This is a genomic window from Paenibacillus sp. FSL E2-8871 (assembly GCF_038000345.1).
Taxonomy (GTDB): Bacteria; Bacillota; Bacilli; order Paenibacillales; family Paenibacillaceae; genus Paenibacillus_AQ.
In genome coordinates this window covers 6,882,380-6,906,648 of sequence record NZ_JBBOBV010000001.1, presented here as the reverse complement: position 1 = coordinate 6,906,648, position 24,269 = coordinate 6,882,380, and the positions used below count along the sequence as shown (strand labels likewise).

The following is a 24,269-nucleotide window of genomic DNA, read 5'->3' as shown; positions in this document are numbered from 1 at the left end:
AAATATGTTAACGTGTGCATATAATCTTTTAAGGAGGAATTGGAACACAATGTTGAGCTTCCGTGTACATTCCAACCATGCAGAACAAACCGAGCTCTCTCTGGAAACCTCACTACTCACCCTTTATCCTCTTGCAACGCCTGGGAGACCGCCCAACACAAGCTGAGCTTCACGCCTACTCCTCAGAATCACAGATGACTTCTCTATCACCTCCAACTTTTATATGGACTACAGCAAATGATGCCAGCGTTCCTGTGGAGAATAAGGACGGCATGGTTTAAGGCTTGCTTAAGAACATCCTCATTGCCAGCAATGGCTTTCCCTTTCTGAGAAATGGCTAAGTAAACACCACTACATTCAAGGAGAAGATCCTATGACACCCACATTATTTATCGCGGGAGATTCCACTGCGGCTATCAAAGGCGCTGGAGAAAAACCTATGACTGGCTGGGGAGAATACCTGCAAGGTTATTTTGGGATTTCTGTTCGAATCGAGAATCGCGCCATTAATGGTCGCAGTACCAAATCCTTTATAACTGACGGCCGTTTGGAGGACATCCTTAAAGACTTCAAGACCGGTGACTACCTCTTCATTCAATTTGGACATAACGATGAGAAAAAAGAAGATCCTTTGCGTTACACTGATCCCGACACTGAATATCGCCGCAACCTAATTCAATATATTGAAGCTGCTCGGCAGTTAGGCGGGACTCCGGTTCTACTAACCTCTGTAAGTCGCCGCCGCTTCAACTCCGATGGAGAGCTTGACCCGCTTGCAGTAGGCGCTTATCCCGAGGCTATGAAGCAGGTAGCTGAAGAAACGCAAACACCACTGCTTGATATTTTCGCAGCTTCGCAAGTGCTCTATCGTTCGTTAGGTGTTGAAGAATCCAAAAATTTATTCATGCATTTGCCTGAAAAAGCACATCCGAATTACCCAAATGGAGTTATGGATGATACTCATTTCTCTGATCAAGGTGCTCAGCACATCGCCAGACTTGTGGTTCAGGCTATTGAACAATCTACTGCCTTACCATTAACAGACTTACAACAACTACTACAAGGAGTGATCACAGATGTCTCTAATTAAAGAAGTTATTACAGAGTACTATCGTATCCCTTTGCCGGAAATCATGGAGGACGCTAAACACGGACTGCACACTCACTTTGAAGTTCCCATTGTCAAAATTAGAACCGATGACGGTCGTGAAGGGGTAGGTTATACCTATACTGGCGGATTTGGCGGCAAAGCGATCTGCTCACTAATTGCGAATGAATTAACTCAGATTTTAATCGGTAAGGATGCTAGCTGTGTGGAAAGTATCTGGGAGCAGATGAACTGGGGAATACATTATGTTGCTCGCGGGGGTCTGGCTAGCTTCGCCATTGCAGCATGTGACATCGCTTTATGGGATTTACGTGCGAAGAAAGCAGATGAACCGCTTTACAAACTTCTGGGTGGCGCAAGCAATGAAGTCAAATGTTATGGCGGAGCGATTGATTTGAATTTCCCATTAGAAAAGCTCCTCCTCAACAATCAAAAATACCTAGATATGGGCCTCCAGGCTGTCAAAATTAAACTAGGACAAAAAACATTAGCTGAAGATGTGGAACGAGTGACAGCGGTGCGCCAATTAATCGGTCCAGATGTGGCCTTTATGGTCGATGCGAATATGAGCTGGAGTGTAGAAAAAGCGATTAAAGCCGCTCGTGAATTTTTAAAATACGATATCCTCTTCTTAGAAGAACCAACGATTCCGGAAGATTATGCCGGCTATGCGCGTATTGCAGAAGAATCAGGCATTGCTGTTGCAGGCGGAGAAAACCTTCGGACCTTAACCGAATTCCATCACATGCTGCAATATGGCCATGTAGATTTCCCTCAACCGGATGCTTCCAATATAGGCGGAATTACGGGCTGGTTAAAGGTAGCTCACTTAACACAAGCCTATAACCTTTCCGTTTCCACACATGGGATGCAGGAATTACACGTTAGTTTATTAGCAGCTATGCCAAATGCAGGTTATCTCGAAATGCATAGCTTCCCTATCGATCAATACACTACACGTCCGCTAGTGATTAACAAAGACAATGGGATGGCAGTTGCGCCTGAAGTAACAGGCACTGGGGTTACCTTTGACTGGGATAAATTAGCACCTCACAAACAACAATACTAATAGGAGCGATCGATCATATGAGTATTCCCCTGCACCTAGGTGTTCGAGCACATGATTTCACACAAGTTCCATTGAAGGATTTAATTGAGAAGCTTCAGTTTTATAATTTCGCTCATATTCAGTTTGCACTTAAGAAATCTTTTCCTGACAGCACTCCGAGTCTGACTGCTATAAGCCCTGGAACAGCTAGTTATTACGGAAATGCCTTTAGACAGGCTGGTATTCAGATTGCGGTGCTTGGCTGTTACGTTAATATTGTAGACACCGATCCATACAAACGGGCACAAGCGTTAGCCGAGTTCAATACCCATCTTCGCTTGGCCAGAGATTTCGGTGCTAGTCTAGTAGGTACGGAAACCGGAAGTATGGGACTTGGGTATACCACAAATAATTTTACAGAAGAAGCTTTTCAACAGGTCGTTACTTCGGTAAAGCTAATGGTCGCAGAGGCCGAACGTTTTGGTGTGACGGTAGGTATTGAAGCAGGACTTCATCATCCGCTGTATTCCGCTTCCTTAACTCGCCGACTGCTGGATGAGATTCCTTCTAATAATCTTCAGATCATATTGGATTGCGCAAATCTAATGTCACCTACAAATTACTTGCATCAGGAAGCAATTATTATGGAAGCTTTGAAGCTCTTAGGAAATCGAATTGCCATCATTCATTTAAAAGATTTTATCGTGCAAGATGGAGCCATCAAAATTGTTCCTGTAGGTCAGGGCTGGCTTGAGTTTGAGCCGATTCTCCGTTATATGAAATACGAGCGTCCGCATATTCAGGGCATCTTAGAGAGTACTCCTGAATCGCATCTAAGAGAAAGCATCGCTTTTATACAGCAGATATATGAAGAAGTGTAAATATAAGATCTCATACAAAAAAATCCACTGTACACCTCATTACCTTGTGCAGTGGATTTTTATATTCTGTTTAACATCCGTTTGACCTCCATGAAATAATGGGCTGTTATGATCAAGACATCAAGAGTACCTGGGAGGGGTTCTATCCGTCTTGCTTTATTTACAGACACATTTCTTCCGCAAACGAATGGTGTCTCACTTACGCTTCAGCGCTTAACCACTCATTTGAACCGGCGAGGTATCGAGCATCTGCTATTTTCGCCGAAATCTGCTCCTGAAGACAGTTATGCCGATCCCATACGTCCCATTACCAGTATCCCCTTTTTCTTATACCCGGAATGTAGACTCGCGCTGCCGAATATGTCCTCCATCCAGTCAGAGCTAAAAGCTTTTCGACCCGATCTGCTTCATTTGGCTACTCCATTCAATATTGGTCTATGCGGCCTTCGCTATGCGCGAAAGCTTGGCCTGCCTCATGTCGCCTCCTATCATACCCATTTTGATCGCTATCTTGAATATTATCGGATGAAAAAAATTGTTCCTCTTTATTGGAAGTACATGAAGTGGTTTCATCGGTCCTGCGATGCTACCTTCGCTCCCTCCAATGAAACACTCGATTCCCTACAAGCTCAAGGTTTTCAACGTTTGAAGCTTTGGTCTAGAGGCATCGACTGCAATCTCTACACTCCGAAAAAACGCAGCCATCAGGTCCGTGATCGTTACGGAATTACCGCACCGATATTACTTCTGTACGTGGGAAGGATTGCTCCTGAAAAAGATATCAACACCCTTGCTCTCGCCATGCAGCAATTGCCCGAGTCTATGCAAGCTCAGGTACATTGGTTAGTTGTCGGAGACGGTCCCTTATTATCAGAGATGCGGGCGCAGGCGCCGCAAAATGTCACGTTTACGGGCTACAAACACGGTGAAGAGCTTGCCCAATTGTATGCCTCAGCTGATCTATTCGTATTCCCTTCCAGTACGGAAACCTTCGGTAATGTTGTCCTTGAAGCCATGGCCTCTGGACTGCCTGTCCTCGCCGTAAATGAAGGCGGGGTGAAGGATCTGGTTACACCCGGTCGCACCGGAATAATCGCCCCACCTCGTTCCCCGGATGCTTTTATTCGTGAGATTTGTGCATGTATAGAGCAACCCCAAAAGCTGGCTGCTATGGGTTATGAGGGGCGACAGCTGGCGCTCGGCCGCTCGTGGGAGAGCATTTTTGATGGACTCATTCGCGATTATGAAGAGATCATTGAGAATAGACGCTTCGATCTTATACCGGCTTTACTACCATTAATATAATAATGACGATAGTGAGCACATGAACAGCTGCTTCTAACGGAGCGATCTTGTTCATAGCGGCGGTGTAGCCTACAGGGATTTCGTCGCCTTCACTCGCCATCACGAGCTGGGTCAGCTTTTTCAATCGAGGCTCAACAAATCCAATAATAATGACTTCTATCACGATAAAAAATAATAACGAAAGATTGATCCACAACACCGACAAGCCCATTTTATCAATGATCATTAACAAAATGCCTGTAACGATCAGGGTAATCCCACCCGTTTTAGGGAATCTGTTGATTGTCTTCATCATGCCAAATACAAAACGAAGCTGGCTGCCTGTCTTGGCAGAGCTTGTCAGTATTGGCAGCACAAAAGCTGGTCCAATTCCCACTATGGCCGCTATAACATGTATGACTACCACAATCTTAGAGATAATATCCGTCAATTCCATGATTACAATCCTCCCTATCATTCGTTGTTTAGATTCATATGACGATGATAGTGGAAATAGTCTTGCAGAATCCTTTAAATCTTAGATAATCTCAAAAAGCGCCTAGCCGGATATTACCGACGTAGGCGCTTTTTTAACTATTGCTTAATTATTTTACCGAGACTTTCATAACTGTACTTTCACTAACGCCTTGATCATTCATCAGTTCTACACGGTATTCATAAACACCCGGAGATCGATTCGTGATCGAAGTAGAAGCCGTTTGGGCATTCGGAGTATTTGCTGTTAAAGTCTGTGTATCGATCAGCACTCCATTCTCATACAAGCGATACACTTTGCCGTTCATCCCCCACCATAGATTCATGGTCACTTTATACTCTCCATCACCATCCCAGTTGTCATTAGATAACACTGGCTTACCTGGCGCAGCATCCTTCACAGTAACCACATGAGAAGTAGATACCGTTGTTCCAAAAGAATTGGTTAGCTCAGCCGTGTAGGTGTAGGTACCGTTTTCTTTTCCAGTAACACTAGTCACTGCGGTCTGTGCGGTTGGGGAGTCGTCACGTAAGGTTTGCGTGTCAATCAAGGTACCGTTCTCATAAAGCTTGTAGACCGTACCGTTATTGCCCCACCACATATTCATTGTGATTTTGTAATCCCCGTCCAAGAGTCCTGTATCCTGCCCATTGTTATTGGATAGAACCGGTTGTCCCGGAACTCCTGTTGCCTTCTGAGGTCCACTTACGACCACAATTACTTGTTCAGTCGTCGAGAGTCCAGCGTTATTCACAGCTGTTGCGATGAACGTATGCGATCCCGCAAGTCCTTTGAGTGGAATCTCATCTCCATAGACAACTTCTTTTCCATCAAAGGTGATATCCAGACTACGAATACCAGACTCAGGATCTTCTGCTACGACCTGTACCTTCAAGATATCCGATTCACTCATTTGAATAGAAGGTAAACCAGTGATTACAGGCGTCGTAGTGTCCTCTGTTTCCACAGGCGAGCCTACATATTGAATTTTAGGTGCTGCTGATTGTTCCATGCCTTCGCCAAGAAAAAATCCAGGATGCGGAGGTTGATTATAACCCGCGTTCTGCCAAGCCACTCCCAGTCGGTAGATCGGATCATGCATCAAAGTGCGAATACGATAATCTGTCATATCCGTTGTTGTATAGATTCGTAATTCAGAACTGTCCGTTGCTCGCCAGATCACTTCTTCACGCCAATCCCCGAACAGATCCGCCTGCAAGCTTGGATTCGCCTTGGTGCCATTATTAGAAGAGGCTCCAGTTGCCGTCAACAAATTAGCTGTTGTCTGGTTGGTATAATCCCACTTATCCACTCGATTAGAATCCAGCAATTCACGTAAAAGATCACCGTCCCACCAAATGCCAAAATTCGTAGAAGAAGGCAGCTTATTCGTGATTAGCTCTCCCTGTGCACTATATATGCCTGTAACAGGAATCTGCACCTCATTGGTAATCGTTGCAGCCCATACCTCTTCACCGGTATAACGCGGGTCAATATCTGCTGACATTCCGCGTCCAGTATCAATTCCCGTGAACACACCCCATATGGTTTCCCCTGTAGCTGCATCACGCATTTCAATACCATACTTGGAATCGGTATGCTCATGTACATCAAAGACCTCCAACCCCGGTCTGGTAGGATCAAGATCTCCGAAATGGATCGCATCCCCATGACCAAGCTTTGTATTATACAGTGGCAATCCATCATCATCGATCGCCATCGCGCCGAAGGTTATTTCGTCCTTGCCGTCACCATCTACATCTCCTACTGAAAGGTTATGGTTTCCTTGCCCTGCGTAATCGCCATACCCTTCTTCATTACTATCAAATCGCCATACCTTCTCTAGCTTACCTCCGCGATAGTTATACGCTGCAAGTACAGTTCTTGTGTAATATCCACGGCTAAAAATCACGCTTGGCTGTTCACCATCTAAGTAAGCTACGGCGGCTAAAAAGCGGTCCACCCTATTACCATAGGCATCGCCCCAAGCACCTACGTCACCACGCGGCGGATCATAACTAACCGTATCCACAGCCCGGCCTGTTGCCCCTTCGAACACTGTTAAATACTCATTGCCGAGGAGCACATAACCCGAGCTATTGCGATAGTCTGCACTAGCATCACCGATCACAGTACCTTGACCATCAACCGTACCATCTGCTGTCTTCAGCATAATCTCAGCACGACCATCACTGTCCAAATCGTAAACCATGAATGGTGAATAATGCGCGCCCGCACGAATATTAGGCCCTAAATTAATCCGCCATAAACGTGTACCATCTAGCTTATAAGCATCCATATAGACTAGTCCTGTGTAACCTGCCTGGGAATTATCTTTGCTGTTCGAAGGCGACCATAACATGATGATTTCGTACACCCCATCACCATCCACATCCCCTACACTTGCATCCCCTGCACTATACGTATAAGGCTGACCATCTTTGGTGTAATCATCTGCTGGTTTTTGCAAGGGGATAGATAGGTATTGCTTCTGCCATACGCTGAATTCTTCCGAAGCCGCTTTTTCGACTCCATTGATTACTGATGTAATTCTGTATTTGGCGTCAGCTGTACCGGAAGTGTCGAGATAGTTCGTGCTTTGCGTAATTAACGAATCATTTAGCTTCTCTTTCCCACGATACAGATTGAATCCAATCGATTCTGAATCCAGACCTAACATCCGCCAGCTGATATAAATACCCGCATCTGTCTTAACCGCAACAGGCGCACGATCCAGCGCTTCCATCTTCCGGTATAGCGTTGTCACCGCTGAGGTTTCCAGCGAAGCGGAAAGATCAGAGATACCGCCTGCATTTACCGAGGCAACTTTGTAATAGTAAGGAATTGTACTTAAAATGGTCGTGTCTGTGTATGAAGCTTCGAATGATTTGCCGATTAGAATGAACTCACCATCCGCGGATTTCGCACGATAAATATTGAACATCCTTGCATCTGATACCTCATTCCACGTAAAGGTCACATCATTTTTGTTCGTAGATTGTACTGCTAGACCACTAGGTACGGCTGCTTTTGCTACAGCTGGATCAATCATAGACACCTTTAAGGCATTAGATGTTACGGATTCCAGTCCCGTGCTGTCCACCGAAGTTACCGTATAGATGTATTCCATACCGATATCCGCAGTGGTATCTGTGTAAAGCGGCTCTGTTGTATCGCCCAGCAGCTCTGAACTATTCGCAACCGTTGCCTGACGATACACTCGGTATTTTAGCGCACCATCCATACCATCCCAAGAAAGATTAGCTGTAATAGGCTCATTGTTTAAGTCCAGACTACCCAGTTTCAGATTCGTTGGGGCTAATAATAGCGGTGTGATTTCCAGTCCATTGAGATGAGCCGTTGTGCCACTAAAAACAAGATTCATCTGACCGTCTTTGACAGCGATCTGGTTATACAGCTTCTCAGCAATATTTTCCTTACCTGAAGAGACTGTTCCATAATCTTTGCCTTCAATCGCTACATTCGTCTTGGTAGAACCAATCCAATCTCCGGTATAGGTCTTAACGGAATAATAACCATTCGGTAAATCAACTTTAAATTCATACGAGCCTCCAAAATAGATCACGAAATCTCTACGAAGGGCATCAGTTGCACTACCGCGATCTCGATCACTCATACCTTCACTTGAGGACAAGCCATAACCACGTTCTGTTGTATAAAGTACATTACGATTCACTTCCGTATAACCGGCGGCAACGGGTGAGCCAACAGGTCCAAAATCATAACGATATTGAGCGGACTTCGTAGTCAGCTTAACTTCATCTGAAGGCTCAGACTCTCCTAACCCATTTACTGCAGTCACTCGAACGGAGTAGCTGTTACCTTCCGCCATTCCGCTTAATGTTAAAGTTGGAACAGTGGCAGTTCCCGCCAATGCGTAAGCAGTTTCAGCTTCGGACGCTAGCTTACGATAGATTTTATAAATATCAGCACCCTCTACTTTATCCCATTTCAGTACTGCACCTGCATTACTGATACTTCCCGCTACAAGACCTTGTGGCTTGGCAGGCACTGTTTCTGGCTGCTTAATGTCCTGTACAAAGCTGGAGAGCGGAATGTTTAATTGCTCTATTCCTTTGGCCAACAGACGAGCCATTTGAATCGCTCCGTACTCTTGAAAGTGAGTATCGTCTGCTGACCCATTCGGGAAAGCACCATATATCCCTGCATCGAGGTGAAGGAATACAGAGCGTGTAGCTGCAAAACCAATCGAATTGTAATAAGCGACACTTAGCGCGCTAAGATCAACCATTTCCACATGCAGCTCATTGGCTACCTCTTTCATCGCCTGCACATATTCAGGGAAACTCACATTAAATTTTTCCGTGGCAGCATTATAATCTCTGCGGCCCATCGGGGTCACCAGAATCGGAGTCGCTCCTCTTTGTCTGGCACCCTCGACATACGTTTTTAAATAATTTTTGTAATCTGCTGGAGAGGCATACCGATCAGGAACACTGATCGTTGCGTCATTGTGGCCAAATTGGATAAGGAAATAATCACCTGGCTGTATCTTTCGCAGTACTTCATCCAGCCGCCCCTCTACAATAAATGACTTAGAGCTGCGGCCTCCGATAGCGTGATTCTTAAACGTTACTTCCTCACTAAAGAAATCAGGAATCATTTGTCCCCAGCCAGCCTGTGGTATCCAGTAAGGATCGTAAGTCTGCACAGTGGAATCACCCGCAATATAAACTGTAGGCAATTCATTAGCAGGACGATCTGGCTGCTTAGTAATCACCATTGCATTGATATTAGGCTTCATGCCAGAGAACACCAAGTTCATTTGTCCATCCACCAGAGCAATGTCAAAGCTCATTTCCAAATACTGACCAGCTGTTTTACTTGTCTGCTGAACTTTTTGAATGGATTCTACTTTGATGTCAATGTCCGTGTCTCCGGCGCTATCTCCAGCGATAAGTGACACAGTATAGTCACCATTCGGTAAATCTACATTAAAGGTAGTATCCTTAGGGACTACCAAATCCGATCGCAAAGGATCAGTGGTTCCCCGGTCTACACCAGTTACCTTTGATATATCCGTAAATCCATATTTAACCGCAGAGGAATAAGATACCCCCGCATCGACCTTAAGATAACCTTCCGCCGCAGCACCTGGGCCAAAATCAAAGGAATATACATTTCCTTCTGGCAATGTTACAGGTGGCGTGTATACCATACTTTCCACTTTGTTAGATAACTGGGATTCTCCTTGGGCATTAGCAGCTTTTACTCCATAATATTGCCGTTTAGAGGTATCCACTGCTACATCCGTAAATGTCGCCGTCCCCGACTGCCCAATCTCATGGAAACTTCCATCTGCTGAATCAGACCTTAAGATTGTATAACGGGTAGCTCCCGCCACGTTGTTCCAACTTAGCTGAACAGAACTCGCACCCACGCTGACAATCGAAAGGCCCGTTGGTACTGCCGGAACCTCTGCCCCCGGAATTTCATCTACCGTCACAGATGCACTCAAAGCAGACTCCTCACCGCTGCCTTTAACAGCAGACACATTATAAATGTAGCCACTGCCTTCATTTACGTCTGAATCCACGTAGTTGTTCGCAGCAACTTGATCTATTGATTGAATGGTCCCGCTAGGAAGCTCTGTCCGATATATATTGTAATAGACTGCTTCTGTCACGCTGCTCCACCCGAGGGAGACTGCAGTGGGCGAGAGATTCGTAACCGCTAAGTCCTCAGGAGCCTGCAGTGGACCCGGCACGATTTGCTGAATTATAAGTCCATTTAAATACCCGCCAACCCCTGTACCCGTGATGCCAACGGTTAGTTGACCGTCTTGGACAGTCGTGCGGTAAGTGGCTTGATTTACAGCCTGCTTGCTGCTTATTGAACCAGCCGTAACATCTTCTAAGGTAATCGTAGTTTTAGTTGTACTTGTGCCTGCCAATAAATCTCCTGAGAATACAGTCACATCGTAATCCCCATTAGGAAGATCCACTAGAAAGGCGTAGGACAATCCCAGTACAAAATCATTAGTCAGTTCATCTCCGCCCGAGCGATTTCTTGAGGCAACCGCCTGATCTAAACCATATCCTAGCTCCTTCGTATACAACTTTGATTCATGCACAGCTGTATAACCACTCATTACAGGACTTGTTGCCGTTCCAAAATCATATCGCAAAGTTATTGGACCTGAATCCGCACTGGCTGGTTGCACTCCAAATGTTGTAGAGGGAAATAGAGATGAACAAATGAAGACCCACGACAATAACACAATAAGTATTTTATTCCCCATTTTATTTCTCTTCATCTTCCGTGCTTCACCCGCTTTCTTATGATTGAAAGAACTTAGTACGCATCTGGCCCTTTTGTAGTAAACGCTTACAATAAGCTTCATTGTCATTCGTTCTTCAAATATAAGTTCACTTCGTGCGCGTATCCCCTCCTCCTTGCTCAGACACTTTTCTGGATAATTATTTCCAGATGCACTCATATCCAACACGATACTACCACCTAAGTTTCACTATGAACATTTAAAAAACAGAGTTTATCATACACTAAACCGTTCAATTCACTCGCCTCTAGTTATAAAATCCTACGATTTTGTGACAAGCTGGGACATAAAACCCAGAATACACCTATACATTTTTAATTTCATATGAGTAAAATCATTTCAAAAAACAGCAAAAAGACCTCCTTGGTTTCCCAAGAAGGTCTTTGAGTTATGGTTAGATCTTACCGTTTAAGCTCCCACCTGGAGCAAATAATCGTTCGATATGCTTTTGAACCGCTGGATCCGGAATTAATGGTGGCGCTTGATGAGGTTTTACACGCGCATCAATAATCACGTTATCACATGACCAATGCTTATACTCCGTTGAACTGTTCACGCCATATATATCATGAGAAGGATTGCTGCGTGTGAACGTCGCCCATAGGAAGTTCTCAATTCTATCACTTAAGAACTCGCTATCATCACACACAATAATCATCGGACAAGATGGGAGTGCTCCCTGTTCTTGAATCGCTTCGCTAAGCTTGTTCATTTCCTGCGCTGCTTCAGCGTAAGTAGTGAATTTAGAGCCTTGAAGCGCCACGAGACCCGGCATCACCATCTTTGCATGTCCAAATCCCTGTAGTTGTTCAAGTATGTCAGGAACCTCTGTACATAGTTCTCTTTTCTTCTCCCCAACCGCAGCGAAAATCACCTTACTTCCGCTGTTAAGTCCTGTACCGGAATAATCAAGAGTATCAATCGTTGTATTCGTATAGAAATGAATATCTCTGCGAAGATTAATTCGCTCTAAAATATACGTCAAGAAATCCTCAACATCATGTGTGCTGATAGGTTGTTTCTCTTCGGCTGTAATAAACAAGAATTTAGCTAAACTAAGCTGACCTGTGCCTAATATCCGATTCGCGATCGTAAGAATCTCCGCTGGCTGCTTCACTTGTTGATAAGGCGTATAACGTTCACTGCCAATCGCAAACAGAAGGGGATGAACTCCCGCAGCATCGACTGCGTGAACTTCTTTAACGCCCGGGATTTCTTGGCGAATAGCTCCGCCCGTCAACTCGTGAATTAACTCGCCAAAAGCGGTATCCTCTTGTGGGGGTCTGCCGACAACCGTAAATGGAAAGATTGCATTCTTTTTAGCGTACACTTTATGTACTTTCATAACTGGAAAAGGATGCACCAAGCTATAATAGCCTAAATGATCGCCAAATGGCCCTTCTGGCTTCGTCTCACCAGGATGAATTTCCCCTGTGATCACAAAATCCGCATCATTACTAATGCAATATCCATCTACATAGCTATAGCTAAAATGACGTCCCGAAAGTAAACCGGCAACGATCATCTCACTCATACCCTCTGGCAAAGGCATTACAGCCGATAACGTATGCGCAGGAGGTCCGCCGATAAAACAGCTCACTTTAAGCGGTTCTCCTTTTCGATTAGCTCTCTCTTGATGCACGCCGATACCCCGATGAATTTGATAATGAATGCCAACCTCTTTGTTGAGCTCATAATCATTACCATTCAACTGCACACGGTACATCCCCAGATTGGAATTCATAATGCCCGGCTTGTCTGGATCTTCGGAATACACTTGCGGCAAAGTGACAAAAGCGCCACCATCCTCCGGCCAATGTGTGATCAGCGGAAGATCAGAAATACTGATTTCCTGAAAACCACTTGGTAGACCACCCGGCTTTTTAATAGGCAATGCTTTTCTCGCAGATAGTCCTGTCCCTACATATTTAAAAGGATTCTTAAGTGCCTTCATAGGATCGTTACGAAGTGCAATTACGTTATGTGTGGAGTTCCAAGTACGCCGAAAGATAAACTTACTACGCTCTAGCGTTCCAAAAAGGTTAGATACGGCACGAAATTTCGAGCCTTTTACATTTTCAAATAATAATGCAGGGCCACCAGCTTCATAAACCTTCAAGTGAATCGCGGCCATCTCCAGATAAGGGTCCACTTCTTCACGAATACGAACCAAATGTCCATGTTTCTCTAAATCATTAACACACTCTTCTAAATTGCTATATTTCATTTCATTACTCCGATCTCTAGAAGGTTATTACAAGATTTCTTGGATGCTTTAATTATACCCTGTAACTTTTTAAAATAAAGCGATACCCTATGTAATAGAACATCCCGCCGTTATCTTGTATTCTCAGGTTTGGGTTTATCTCGCAAAATATTTCTGGCAGGAATCCCTACTGCTGAAGCATTATCCGGCACATCCTTAACCACAACAGACATAGCTCCGATATTAACATCGTTCCCCAGCGTAACCGGGCCTAGTATCTTAGAACCTACTCCGATAAATGCTCTATCACCAATCACGGGTTCCCCTAAGTTATTTCTCCCCCCAATGGTCACTTGGTGAAAAATAGTAGCGTTGTTGCCAATCACCGCTTTAGGACTAATGATAATGCCATTTAACCCATGTGGTAAATGAAGCGCATCACCAATTTGAGCCTCTGCATGAAGCTCTCCACTGGCAACAATTCGAACAAAAAGCACATCCATTATTCGATATAGGAGCCACAAAGGTTTGCGGATCAGGCCACTTTTCACCCGATAATACACCCAATTTCCAAAACGATAAGTAAACAAAGCCATAATCGTTTGTGGATTTTTTAGATTTGCTTTCCAGTCCGTTTTGAATGATTTCATCATTGTATCATCCTCCTATAGGGGCAAGATATGAACTATATTCTCGTGAAATGAAAGCATTAGTGTGGCAAGCATAAACGCCTTCGGCGTCCTTACAAGGACGGTAAGCGTTTAAGCGAGAAATAGAAGGATGATGTATAGCGTGAAACTTATACTTTCTTATATTTTGAAAAAATATTCTGGGAGGATCGCAGGATGGAGAGTCATTCGGGTGATTGTGCTTTCACCAGTGTATGTTAGATTCAGAGATTCATCAAGAAGTGGACAGTTCTCCCTATATAAACATCAACCGATTACAAGCCTTCCTAAACAACAACACGCGCCGAAGTATTATCGGCGCGCGCTGAATGCTATCTTTTCTATTAAATAAGATCCAGAACAATCACGTTCACAGAATGGGCAGCTAGATTTACAATTGCAGTGTCTTTATCAAACCTGATTTCCGTTTCAACTGGAGTAACCTTCTCATCATTTTTTCTGTTCACATTAGGTGTGTGAACTAGCGAAGCATCGCCCGTTAAAGTAATCCATTTACCGGTAGTAGCTACGTTTAAGCCTTTCAGATCAAGCTTCGTTGCTTTCTCTACACGATCCGCGTTCACAAGCTTCACATAGAGATGCTTATCATCTTTAGTAACGGAATTATATACTTCTCTGTTATACGCTTCGAGCTTATAATCAAGCACTTTGCTTGTTGCCTTGCCATCTGTGTAAGAGCAAATCAAATGCTTGCCATCTGCTCCACCATAATTAACAGTGATGGTATATTCCGTATGATCCGCTAGTTCTTCATAGCAACTAGCTCTTAGGTTACCCGCTGCTGTACTAGAGGAATAATCGCCGAGTGTATAAGCCTCAATCCCTTGCTTGTACACCTTGACTCCTGTGGCATCGCCATTATAGCCAATCGCATATTCGATAACATCTTTATTTTCCGGTGAAATGTCTGTCAGACCTGCACCTACATAGAAGCCATCTTCGCCGGAAGCTTTTTCAAGAACGACCTCTACTTTATAATTAGTCCACCCGTCATTGAGAATATACAATCCATTCAGCCCGCTGTTCTGTGCCTTCAAGACTAGACCTTTGGAAGGATCAATCGTATATCCGGCAGAACCAGGAATGACTTTCCAAGCTTCATGCAGCGGCTGTGTAAAATCTTGCTCTAACATAACGCTGTCATCCGTATTCGAAGTAACCTTCACCCGCTTCACAACTACAGATGATTTTCCGGCAGCCACTTCAATTCCTCCGTGAGGAATGAGGTCTACCTTTTCCCCGTTGCGATATGTCGAGAACGATGTGCCAACCACTTTGGTGCCGAGATATTTAGCATACAGCTGTTGAACATAGTAGTTCGGCGTGTACCATACAGTTTCATCATCGAACCAAATGCAATCTGGTGTCCATCTGTAGGTGCCATCTGTTAATACCTTATTGAACAAAGGTGCCGTTGCAGCTAGTCTAATCACATCAGAGTTATTCTCAAAGCTGGACATAATCGCCGCTTCAGCAATCGCTCCTGCCAATGTATTTTTATCTGTCGAAGCATATTCACCCACAAAAACCTTCGAAGTTTCAGCCTCGTCCAAGCTGCCGTCTTCTTTATAAGCTCTGTAATAGTAATTGTAGCGATCCGCATTCTCTAACAAATACTCGTTGGAACGGTAGTAATGCTCGTCCGCAATCGTATCCATGTAGTTTTTTTGTTTCTCATACCAGGTAACCGTCTCTTCAATACTCGATGTTCCATCCGTGAAGCTGATCTGTTCCGAGCCCTGTAGATTTCCGCTTAGGAATTTCCAGCCTTGCTGATAAGCATCGTCATCTGCTTGTGCGCCAACCGTAGAAAGAATGGTCAGTTCATGATCAGGGTAGTTTTTCACCATATATTCATCAATCGTTGTTTTAAAATATTCGAAGTTGGCAAAAAACTCTGTTCCCCAGTTTTCATTCCCCACGCCCAAGTAACGCAGGTCAAACGCTGCTTCATGGCCCATCTTTTTACGCAAAGCGGCCCACTCGTTATTGTCAAAATCCATGCTAATCGCGAAATCAATCAGATCCGTAAAGTTCTTCACATAATAATCTCTTAACGCACCGCCAGCTGGATTCGCATAATCCGAACGAGCTTGACAGAGTACGCCGCAGGCCATAACCGGAAGTGGTGTTGCATTCAAATCTTCGGCTAATTGAAAATACTCCATATATCCAAGACCCATGGTCATCATGTAGCCCCATACATTATAGTTCTCTTTGCGAAGCTCAATATCGTTGACAGACTCTTTCCAATCGTACACATTCTCCCAAATGTGAGAGCCTTCAGAAATACAGCCCCCCGGGAAACGTAAGAATGTTGGATGAAGATCAACAAGTGCATTCACTAAGTCTTTTCTTAATCTATAGTTTGAATTCCCCTTATAGTTAGCGTGAGCTGTAGCAGAACGTTCTTCTTCCCCAGCGCCCCAAACATCTTCCGGCATTAAGGAGACCATATCAATGGAAATCTCACCATTAAAGGTTAACGCCAGCTGACCGAGTATAGTTTCAGATCCTGTTAATACAAGCTTAGACTCTACACCATACTTCTTCCAGTTACCGTCACCGTTCACCTCAACTACCGTTGCATCACTAATGGCTTTACCATCTTTGTCGAGCAATTGCAGGGTGATTGTTCCCGCTGCCTCTGCCTTCGCCCAAATCGTGAAGTTATACTTAGCATCCTTCTTAATAAACATTGAGCAGTGCTGATTGGAATCCGCAAAGCCTCTATTATTGATCGTCGCGCCATCTGCCACTGTCACATAATGCGCATTCATATCTTTATCTTCGATTCCGAAGAAATCATTTAATCCGCCTGTATGATGAACCGTCATTTTGTCCGTGTCACCGGACCATGCATGAAGAGGTGTATAATTTCTTCCTGTTGAAGTCCCGTGCACACCACATACATGCGAATAGCTGTCAAAAGCAAACGACTCAAAGGAACGATTCTGCACTAGCTCTGCATAAATTCCACCATCTGCCGCATTATTAATATCTTCATAGAATAGGCCATATAGAACTTCGCTAACATCCAAAATCTCATGGTTTCCATCGATCGTTAAGGTGTAGGGTGGCAAACCTTCTGGGAGCACAGATACGGTGAAGCTCTTCTCTACTGTACTGTCACCTTTTTTCAAAACTGCTGTAAGCGTTACACCTTTAGCAGAATGGACGGTTTTATTTACAACTCCCGCATTAGAAATAATTGCTGAGTCACTGGATACCCAGGACACGTCAACTTTTCCACCCATGAGCGAAGCTGGTAATTCGATATCTTTGGTGATGATTGAACTAGTGAAGGTTAAATATTTATCTTTTGCGAGCTTAACGATCTCTTCATCTGTCAAAGACTCACACATAATCTCAATCACTTCGTCCTGCGTTAATCCCGCTTTATATACACGGAAGTCCGAAAGAGAGCCGCCAAAATCTACATCTGCAGCGTACTGGGACTTGCCGATCGTATTGTTACTATAATTAACTTGATCCTCAAATGTAGCAAACCACGTGCGTAGCTTAGCATATGTACCGCTAGAAGTCTGACTTATCATTCCATCCGCAACGATCTCACCATTGACATACATCACAGGTCCTGCACTGCTTAGTGTTCCACCTTTTGTTCCTGTGACCGCAAAGGCAACGTGCACCCATTCACCAGCAGCAAAGGATTTACCAGGATCTGCGACTAAATCTTCCCCCGCAAAACAAGTCCCCCGGAAATTACGCGTTAAAAAAATATAGGGTCCTGTCTCGCCTTTGCCGAAATCGAACAGTCTTTCCCATAAGCTCCCGCCAGTACTTACATGCATCCAAGTCGAGACAGTAAGGCCAGCTTGGTCGCTGACTTCTTTAAGAAGATCATCTGGCAAAGAAATATAGGATGTACCATGTTCTCCACCCACTAGTGAAACAGCACTTCTACCCGCTACAGTCTGTATGGATGGCAGCTTAGTCCCTGAAGCGGTTCCATCGTTCCCATTCCCTGAGTAATCTTGACCCACATGATCGGGGTTATCAAACTTATAATGCGCTATCAAATTACCATTAATAGATTTATTACTGTTGTCATTGTTCATAGAAGATCACCTGTCATCTTTTGTATTAGAAATCATAAAAGCCTAACCAATCTACTGATTACTACGACAAAACCGCCCCATCCGTGAATCATTTAACCTTTATACGAAACATAATAACACACTTTATAATCAATTAATATATTAACTAATTAATATTTGTGTGAAATAAAAGAAAACTTTTTTATAATTAAAAATTACCAAATAGACCCTTTTATTCATGATAAAATGAATTTGAATGTATGAAGGAGAGATTAAATATGAATAACCATGTAGGTTATGAAACAACAAAACGCGATTTATTTACAATTGAATGTAAAGATATCCTGTTACGAGAGTTTAGAGTGGAGGATTTAGACGAATTTCACGCACTTACCACGCAGCCTGAAATCATAGAATTTCTGCCCGACTGGAATGTCCCTAAAGAACAACGGCTAGATTGGTTAATAAACTATGAAATAAAAGAAAACCAACAGTTTCTACAAGCGGTCTCAGCGGATGGAAATATCGGGGAGCTTCGTCTTCGTTTAGGCATTATTTTAAAAGAGACGAATGAGTTTATCGGTTGGTGCTGTACAGGAATGAAGGATGAATTACCCGCTCCGAACAGAGAAATCATGTATGCCATATCCAAGGATCATCGCGGCAAAGGGTATACCACACAAGCTGCCGAGGGGTTAATTAAGTATTTGTTTGAGCACACTTCTACCGATGTATTAAACGCTATTGCTCTGGTACACAATACGCCCTCAAATAGAGTCATACAAAAATGTGACTTCGACTTAATGAATGAAATTACGATTGAAAATGAAAGCTATAATTATTACCAGCTTTCTAAGCGGTAATGGAATAAGATATTCTCACGCAAAAAAACCTCTGCATGGGAAATGGAGATACGATCCATTTACCTAAACAGAGGTTTTTTTGAGCTGATTCATGATTGCTGCTTCATACGAAGCATTTGCGCTAGAAGCTGTTCTACATCTTTTTCCGGGAATGCCTTCATTAGCGTGTCTTTAAAGGTTTCTTGTGCACGGATGAGCTTGGCCTCACCAATGGAGGTTAGGGAGGTATAAATACTTCTGCGATCACTGTCGCATGCTTTTCTCTCTAAGGCTCCGCAGCCCTTGGCTTCAAACCGGCTAACTAGACGTGAAACGGCACTTTGGCTTAAACCAACCATGGATTCAAGTTTCTGCAATTTCAGTTTTTTCTCTGGGGCTTCCGACAAGAATAATAACAAGTAGAACTCTTTTAAAGATAATCCATGATTCGCTTGCAAATTAACTTCTAATTCATTCGTCACATTCATTTGTATATGCGTTAACGTCAACCAATTCGCGATAAGGTCATTGTTAAGAATTTTGTCCATCTATCTCTTCATCTCCTGAGCGTATGACTATTCATGAATTTTTTCTTCTATATAATAGTACTACACTCCACATCCATTGTGCCAAGCTTAATCCAAAAAAGAGAAAAGACCGTTTCTCCAAGAAGTCGGTCTTTCCAATTGATTCCATTTAGTTTGTTATTCCTTAGCCTTTAATTCTAGGAAATCCAAAGGCATACTGCCGAGGAATACTAGGGTCTTGCTGAAGCTCAACCCCAGCCTCCAGCGTCCAATATGGATTTCTCAGCATCCCCCGACCAACCGCAACAAGATCTGCTTCCTCATTCCCAATGACTGCATTAGCAAGAGCAGGTTCATCCAATCTGCCTACAGCAATCACCGGTACATTCAAACCATATTTGATCTCTCTTGCCAAAGGAACTTGATACGCCGCATGTGTTCCTGGCTTGCCAGCAGCCGCGATAGGACCTTCACCACCTGCACTGATATGGAAAATATCTGCGCCAGCTTCTTTATAAGCTTTACTAAATGCCAAGCTTTCTTTAATGCCGTATCCGCCCTCTACATATTCTTGAGCTGAGATACGCATGATCAATGGCATTCCTTCAGGCATTTCACTTTTCGCTGCACGAATGATTTCAGTACCAAACAAGGTCAAATCTTGGCCATATTCATCTGTTCTTTGATTCGTTAGTGGTGAATGGAACTGATGAATAAGGTAACCGTGCGCACCATGAAGCTCGATAACATCAAACCCCGCTTGAATCGCACGCTTCACGCCCAACCGAAATTTTTCAACCATACCCTTCACTTCTTCAGTCGTTAGGGCACGTGGTGTTTTGGAGTCAGCATCAAATGGAACGGCAGAAGAGGATACAGGAACTGCTGCATCTTCAGCCTTACGCCCAGCATGAGCAATTTGAATACCTACTTTTGCCCCATAAGCATGACAAGCATCAACAATTCTAGCCAATCCAGGTATTTGCTCATCGGACCAAATGCCAAGGTCAAAATCAGTAATTCGGCCATCAGGCTCTACATCGGTCATTTCAATAATAATTAATCCTGTTCCTCCAATGGCGCGGCTTACGTAATGATTATAATGCCAATCGGTAGCAATTCCGTCCTTGTTAGTCACTGAATACTGACACATTGGAGGCATAACCACGCGGTTCTTCAATTTCAAATCCTTCATTTCATAAGGGGTAAACAAGTTCTTCATGATATCTCTCCTCTTTATAAAAAACTAAATTTATTATGAACATTAAAAACATGTTTTAGCAGAAATTAATTAATGCATGCTCATGCATGTATATTAGTATAGAATAACTATGGTGTCAACCATGAATGTCTCCTGCGGTTTAATAACTCCACGTATTGTTGAAATCTTAGCCCCAAGGTAATATATGGGTATCTATTTTCTTAGAAAGGATGAACTCACAAGTGGACAAAAAGCTTTTACAATCACATAGTATCTTTCCTACCCTGAATATTGAGCGCACCGCTGCTTATTACAATCAGTACTTAGGCTTTCAAGTTGTGCCCTATTTAGATACGGAAGAACCGCATGTTTGCCTCTATCGTGATGATACAGAAATTATCCTTACTCAATCCCAAGGACAAAGGGTTATTCCTAATCGAGAATTGTATGGCTATGGTTACGATGCCTATTTTATTACGAAACAGCAAAAGCAGTTGGAGAAAGAATTTGAAGCGGCTGGTGTTAACATTGTCCGAGCATTAGCAAACACCGACTATAATAACAAGGAATTTGTTATTGAAGATGTTGATGGGCGCTGGATTGCTTTTGGGATTAAAGGATAAAAAAAACGGCCCTCGGCCGTTTTTCTTATTTTTAAAAGAGTCCAAATATCTTCTTACAGCTATTTTTACGGGAAGGATTCAGAACATCGGTGACCCCAATCTTATTTAACTTATTAAGAAGTTCTTCCTCGCCATGCTTAACTTTATAATCTAACTCTTCTCCATAAAGCGGAATTAAAGTATAGAAGTGCACAACTTTCTCACTGTTCATTTCCAAATTAAAAAATCCAGCTGTATCTTCAACATCTGGCACCCACACAAACATCCCTTGAAATCCTGTATCCTCACTATAAGGCTTTACTGGATTACCGTTTACTAGCGTATGCCCCATATAGAGCCAAGTATTATATTCATGTGGAAACCTAGCCGTTGTTTTTAGCGCACGTACAGGCCAATAATTTCTTTCGTCCTTAAAAGCCTCATCAGACAGCTTCCATGTAGGAGGAAGGCAAATCATTAATTCAGTAAATTGATATTCTTCTGCACCATCTGGAACCTGCATCGCAAATTCACTCATTCCTGATGTAATTAAAGTATAGTAATTCCGCTCAGGCGTCGGGTTAACGATTAGAATATCAATGGACAGAACATCTGAAATAACCTCTTTAAAAACATTATCAATAACCCCTATGTATTGTTCAATATGATTACATATTATCTGATGAGACTGAGCTGAATGCATTTATAATCCCCTCCCTTATATATGTTTATCGGTATAAACGAAGTGGATTTATTACTAGATTACAGAATTTCATCTCCACTGCCATTGATCACACAGAAATCACTATGATTATAACTAATGAATATAGAATAAGCATTACCCTGATTCAATAGATGCTCCTGAAAAAAATTAGCGACAAGCTCATTTATCTGATTATGAATCCCACAAGTTCTATGATATAAAGTCTCGTCCTCCTCAAAAAGAGGCATATCACTAAAGGACATATGCGTTGCCTTTCGTATTTTCAAAAAAGACTTATATCCATTCCAATTCCGGAAAAGCTTCTCTTGTCCTTTGATGAAATCATTTGCTATTTTTTCCTGTAAAATAATGCTTAAGGATTCTAAAGTAGAAGCTTTTTGCCTTATTACAAGCAGGGGTACGGTATTCTTCACTTCATTCTCAATATATAAATGCATACTTGCATCTAATAAAACTGCGGCTTTAATTCTATCATCTTCCATAGTTAAATCTAATGCAGTAGCACCACCGATTGAATGTCCAACAATGCCAACCTTGTCCATATCCAAACTTTCCATTCTTGAATTCAGATTGGATAGGTGATCTAATACATACTTTATATCCTTTTTTCGAATAGAAATTAAGTGATGTAATTCGCTATAATCTGTAGCCTGTATTGTCCTCATGACCTCTGATTGATTCATAAATTCTCCACTTGGACTAACTGTAAACATGGCTTCATAAGCAGCACTGACGGTTACCACTATAAATTCTCGCTTTACCAGCGCTTGTATATTGTAAATATACATATCTCTATCTAAGCCTAGTGCAGGAGAGTAGATAATGACAGGATAGGATCGTTTAGATTTTTGTTGCAATGCTCCCTCGCTGATTGAGGTAGATAATCCATCTATGATATCCATATTCATTCCAATATCTTGTAGAATTTCTCTTGCATGTTGTTCACAGGGCCGGAAAAGATCCATATATTTCATTTCAGATTCGTTGTTATCGAGCAAACCATCCGTATCCGGATAATAAATACTTATCACGATTTTTCTGGGCTCTGACTCTTCTTGGAACGTACCCTTGCGCGTGTAATCCGTTAATACTTCAACTTTTCGAAAAACTCCCATGGTTCCACTCCATTCTTCCTCGTTCACTATATTTTAATTTATTTTCCTATTTATTGAAATGAATTCTCAATAATGTCCATACTAATGTCGATTGCTATGAATGGAATCAAGTTGAATGAACGGTTATAATACCTAAGTGCAGGTGAATCTTTAAAAAACTCAGGGATGTGGAAACTTTAATGGTGAATAATTCAGCATATACACTTTATTTACGTGAGGATTGGAAGAAGCTAAGCGATTTCACCGCTATCCAATTATCAGAAGAAGAGCTTAGCGATATCCAAAGTATTAACGATAAAATTTCGATTGAGGATGTAAATGAGGTCTATCTTCCTCTATCCCAATTGATACATTTGCAGCTTCAAGCCTCTCATACATTTAAAGATTCTATAAATCACTTTCTTAATAACGATCTTAAAAAAGGTCCATTTATCATAGGCATCGCCGGAAGTGTCGCTGTTGGCAAGAGTACAACCGCTAGACTTCTTCAGAAGCTCCTCTCTCAATTACCTTCTCATCCAAAAGTAGATTTAGTTACGACTGACGGGTTCCTACTTCCCAATGCTGAGCTGGAAAAGCGTGGAATCATGAAGAAAAAGGGATTTCCTGAAAGCTATGACACACGTAGTTTAATTTCATTTTTAACTAAAGTGAAGTCTGGTGTTTCGGGTGTTCAAAGCCCTGTATATTCGCATCTAACTTATGATATCGTGCCAAATGAATGTATTACGATCGAGAACCCGGACATCCTAATTGTTGAAGGATTAAATGTTCTTCAGACTAGTTTGACAATTAATCAAAGTATGCCAAACTATTTTGTATCTGATTTCTTTGATTTTTCAATTTATGTGGATGCTGATGTGAATAATATTGAGAAATGGTATATTGACCGGTTTATTAAGCTTAGAGATACCGCCTTCCAAGATGAGCAATCTTATTTTAAAAAATATGCACAGTTATCACTAGAAGAATCTATCGAGATCTCGAAAAGAATATGGAAAGAAATCAATTTTAAAAATTTGATACACAATATTTTACCTACCAGAAATCGTGCAGATCTTATTCTATTTAAAAATAACAATCATCACATAGATCGCATTAAGCTGCGAAAATAAATAAGTGCTTTCATAAACCAAGCCTCTGATTTGCAGAGCTTGGTTTTT

General features: G+C 42.6%; 16 protein-coding genes. 7 read left to right on the top strand and 9 right to left on the bottom strand.

The window, feature by feature from the left end; translation table 11 throughout:
• Nucleotides 1–373: 373 nt before the first annotated feature.
• The 4 genes from NYE25_RS30765 to NYE25_RS30750 all read left to right on the top strand — a co-directional run bounded on the left by NYE25_RS30765 (nt 374) and on the right by NYE25_RS30750 (nt 4,342).
• A complete protein-coding gene (locus tag NYE25_RS30765; RefSeq protein ID WP_339246683.1) occupies nt 374–1,090 on the top strand; it encodes a rhamnogalacturonan acetylesterase in 717 nt (238 codons plus the stop codon).
• Complete coding sequence (locus tag NYE25_RS30760; RefSeq protein ID WP_341147650.1) at nt 1,077–2,177, top strand: mandelate racemase/muconate lactonizing enzyme family protein; 1,101 nt, start codon at nt 1,077–1,079, stop codon at nt 2,175–2,177. Before NYE25_RS30765 ends, NYE25_RS30760 begins: the two co-directional genes overlap by 14 nt.
• Before the next feature lie 17 nt (nt 2,178–2,194).
• Nucleotides 2,195–3,037 carry a sugar phosphate isomerase/epimerase family protein gene (locus NYE25_RS30755; protein WP_341147649.1) on the top strand — a complete coding sequence of 281 codons (843 nt, stop codon included), beginning with the start codon at nt 2,195–2,197 and terminating at the stop codon, nt 3,035–3,037.
• A gap of 108 nt (nt 3,038–3,145) precedes the next feature.
• The gene (locus NYE25_RS30750; RefSeq protein ID WP_341147648.1) at nt 3,146–4,342 is read left to right on the top strand and encodes a glycosyltransferase family 4 protein; all 1,197 of its coding nucleotides are present in this window, start codon (nt 3,146–3,148) and stop codon (nt 4,340–4,342) included.
• Here the strand turns inward: NYE25_RS30750 and NYE25_RS30745 are convergent.
• The 5 genes from NYE25_RS30745 to NYE25_RS30725 form a co-directional block, all read right to left on the bottom strand.
• Complete coding sequence (locus NYE25_RS30745) at nt 4,314–4,778, bottom strand: DUF2269 family protein (RefSeq protein WP_341147647.1); 465 nt, start codon at nt 4,776–4,778, stop codon at nt 4,314–4,316. The two genes, NYE25_RS30750 and NYE25_RS30745, sit on opposite strands and share 29 nt — an antisense overlap.
• Before the next feature lie 148 nt (nt 4,779–4,926).
• Nucleotides 4,927–11,115: a rhamnogalacturonan lyase family protein gene (locus tag NYE25_RS30740; RefSeq protein WP_341147646.1), complete on the bottom strand. Its 6,189-nt coding sequence runs from the start codon at nt 11,113–11,115 to the stop codon at nt 4,927–4,929.
• Nucleotides 11,116–11,533: 418 nt separating this feature from the next.
• Nucleotides 11,534–13,366, bottom strand: a complete 1,833-nt coding sequence (locus NYE25_RS30735; protein ID WP_341147645.1) for a UbiD family decarboxylase — start codon at nt 13,364–13,366, stop codon at nt 11,534–11,536.
• Nucleotides 13,367–13,476: 110 nt separating this feature from the next.
• Nucleotides 13,477–13,998 (bottom strand): serine O-acetyltransferase, encoded by a 522-nt coding sequence (locus tag NYE25_RS30730; RefSeq protein ID WP_341147644.1) that lies wholly within the window; start codon nt 13,996–13,998, stop codon nt 13,477–13,479.
• 359 nt (nt 13,999–14,357) lie between these two features.
• Entirely contained in the window at nt 14,358–18,116 is a 3,759-nt protein-coding gene (locus NYE25_RS30725; RefSeq protein ID WP_341147643.1) for an alpha-L-arabinofuranosidase C-terminal domain-containing protein, read from the bottom strand.
• A gap of 257 nt (nt 18,117–18,373) precedes the next feature.
• On the opposite strand from NYE25_RS30725, the gene NYE25_RS30720 reads away from it, so the two are divergent.
• Nucleotides 18,374–18,958, top strand: a complete 585-nt coding sequence (locus NYE25_RS30720; protein WP_341053529.1) for a GNAT family N-acetyltransferase — start codon at nt 18,374–18,376, stop codon at nt 18,956–18,958.
• 89 nt (nt 18,959–19,047) lie between these two features.
• On the opposite strand, the gene NYE25_RS30715 is transcribed toward NYE25_RS30720, so the two are convergent.
• Nucleotides 19,048–19,485 (bottom strand): MarR family winged helix-turn-helix transcriptional regulator, encoded by a 438-nt coding sequence (locus NYE25_RS30715; protein ID WP_081951075.1) that lies wholly within the window; start codon nt 19,483–19,485, stop codon nt 19,048–19,050.
• Between the two features lie 163 nt (nt 19,486–19,648).
• On the bottom strand, nt 19,649–20,686 hold the full coding sequence (locus NYE25_RS30710; protein ID WP_341061664.1) for an NADH:flavin oxidoreductase/NADH oxidase: 1,038 nt from the start codon (nt 20,684–20,686) through the stop codon (nt 19,649–19,651).
• A gap of 221 nt (nt 20,687–20,907) precedes the next feature.
• Between NYE25_RS30710 and NYE25_RS30705 the strand changes: the two genes are divergently transcribed.
• Entirely contained in the window at nt 20,908–21,288 is a 381-nt protein-coding gene (locus NYE25_RS30705; protein WP_341125715.1) for a VOC family protein, read from the top strand.
• 31 nt (nt 21,289–21,319) lie between these two features.
• On the opposite strand, the gene NYE25_RS30700 is transcribed toward NYE25_RS30705, so the two are convergent.
• The gene (locus NYE25_RS30700; protein WP_076300815.1) at nt 21,320–21,970 is read right to left on the bottom strand and encodes a suppressor of fused domain protein; all 651 of its coding nucleotides are present in this window, start codon (nt 21,968–21,970) and stop codon (nt 21,320–21,322) included.
• Between the two features lie 59 nt (nt 21,971–22,029).
• Nucleotides 22,030–23,106, bottom strand: a complete 1,077-nt coding sequence (locus NYE25_RS30695) for an alpha/beta hydrolase family protein (protein WP_341147642.1) — start codon at nt 23,104–23,106, stop codon at nt 22,030–22,032.
• 179 nt (nt 23,107–23,285) lie between these two features.
• Between NYE25_RS30695 and coaA the strand changes: the two genes are divergently transcribed.
• Complete coding sequence (coaA, locus tag NYE25_RS30690; RefSeq protein ID WP_076283280.1) at nt 23,286–24,221, top strand: type I pantothenate kinase; 936 nt, start codon at nt 23,286–23,288, stop codon at nt 24,219–24,221.
• Nucleotides 24,222–24,269: the final 48 nt, after the last annotated feature.

Coding starts and splice junctions, on each gene's coding strand:
- NYE25_RS30765 (WP_339246683.1), top strand. CDS start 374: ATGACACCCACATTATTTATCGCGGGAGATTCCACTGCGGCTATCAAA.
- NYE25_RS30760 (WP_341147650.1), top strand. CDS start 1,077: ATGTCTCTAATTAAAGAAGTTATTACAGAGTACTATCGTATCCCTTTG.
- NYE25_RS30755 (WP_341147649.1), top strand. CDS start 2,195: ATGAGTATTCCCCTGCACCTAGGTGTTCGAGCACATGATTTCACACAA.
- NYE25_RS30750 (WP_341147648.1), top strand. CDS start 3,146: ATGATCAAGACATCAAGAGTACCTGGGAGGGGTTCTATCCGTCTTGCT.
- NYE25_RS30745 (WP_341147647.1), bottom strand. CDS start 4,778: ATGGAATTGACGGATATTATCTCTAAGATTGTGGTAGTCATACATGTT.
- NYE25_RS30740 (WP_341147646.1), bottom strand. CDS start 11,115: ATGAAGAGAAATAAAATGGGGAATAAAATACTTATTGTGTTATTGTCG.
- NYE25_RS30735 (WP_341147645.1), bottom strand. CDS start 13,366: ATGAAATATAGCAATTTAGAAGAGTGTGTTAATGATTTAGAGAAACAT.
- NYE25_RS30730 (WP_341147644.1), bottom strand. CDS start 13,998: ATGATGAAATCATTCAAAACGGACTGGAAAGCAAATCTAAAAAATCCA.
- NYE25_RS30725 (WP_341147643.1), bottom strand. CDS start 18,116: ATGAACAATGACAACAGTAATAAATCTATTAATGGTAATTTGATAGCG.
- NYE25_RS30720 (WP_341053529.1), top strand. CDS start 18,374: ATGAATAACCATGTAGGTTATGAAACAACAAAACGCGATTTATTTACA.
- NYE25_RS30715 (WP_081951075.1), bottom strand. CDS start 19,485: ATGGACAAAATTCTTAACAATGACCTTATCGCGAATTGGTTGACGTTA.
- NYE25_RS30710 (WP_341061664.1), bottom strand. CDS start 20,686: ATGAAGAACTTGTTTACCCCTTATGAAATGAAGGATTTGAAATTGAAG.
- NYE25_RS30700 (WP_076300815.1), bottom strand. CDS start 21,970: ATGCATTCAGCTCAGTCTCATCAGATAATATGTAATCATATTGAACAA.
- NYE25_RS30695 (WP_341147642.1), bottom strand. CDS start 23,106: ATGGGAGTTTTTCGAAAAGTTGAAGTATTAACGGATTACACGCGCAAG.
- coaA (WP_076283280.1), top strand. CDS start 23,286: ATGGTGAATAATTCAGCATATACACTTTATTTACGTGAGGATTGGAAG.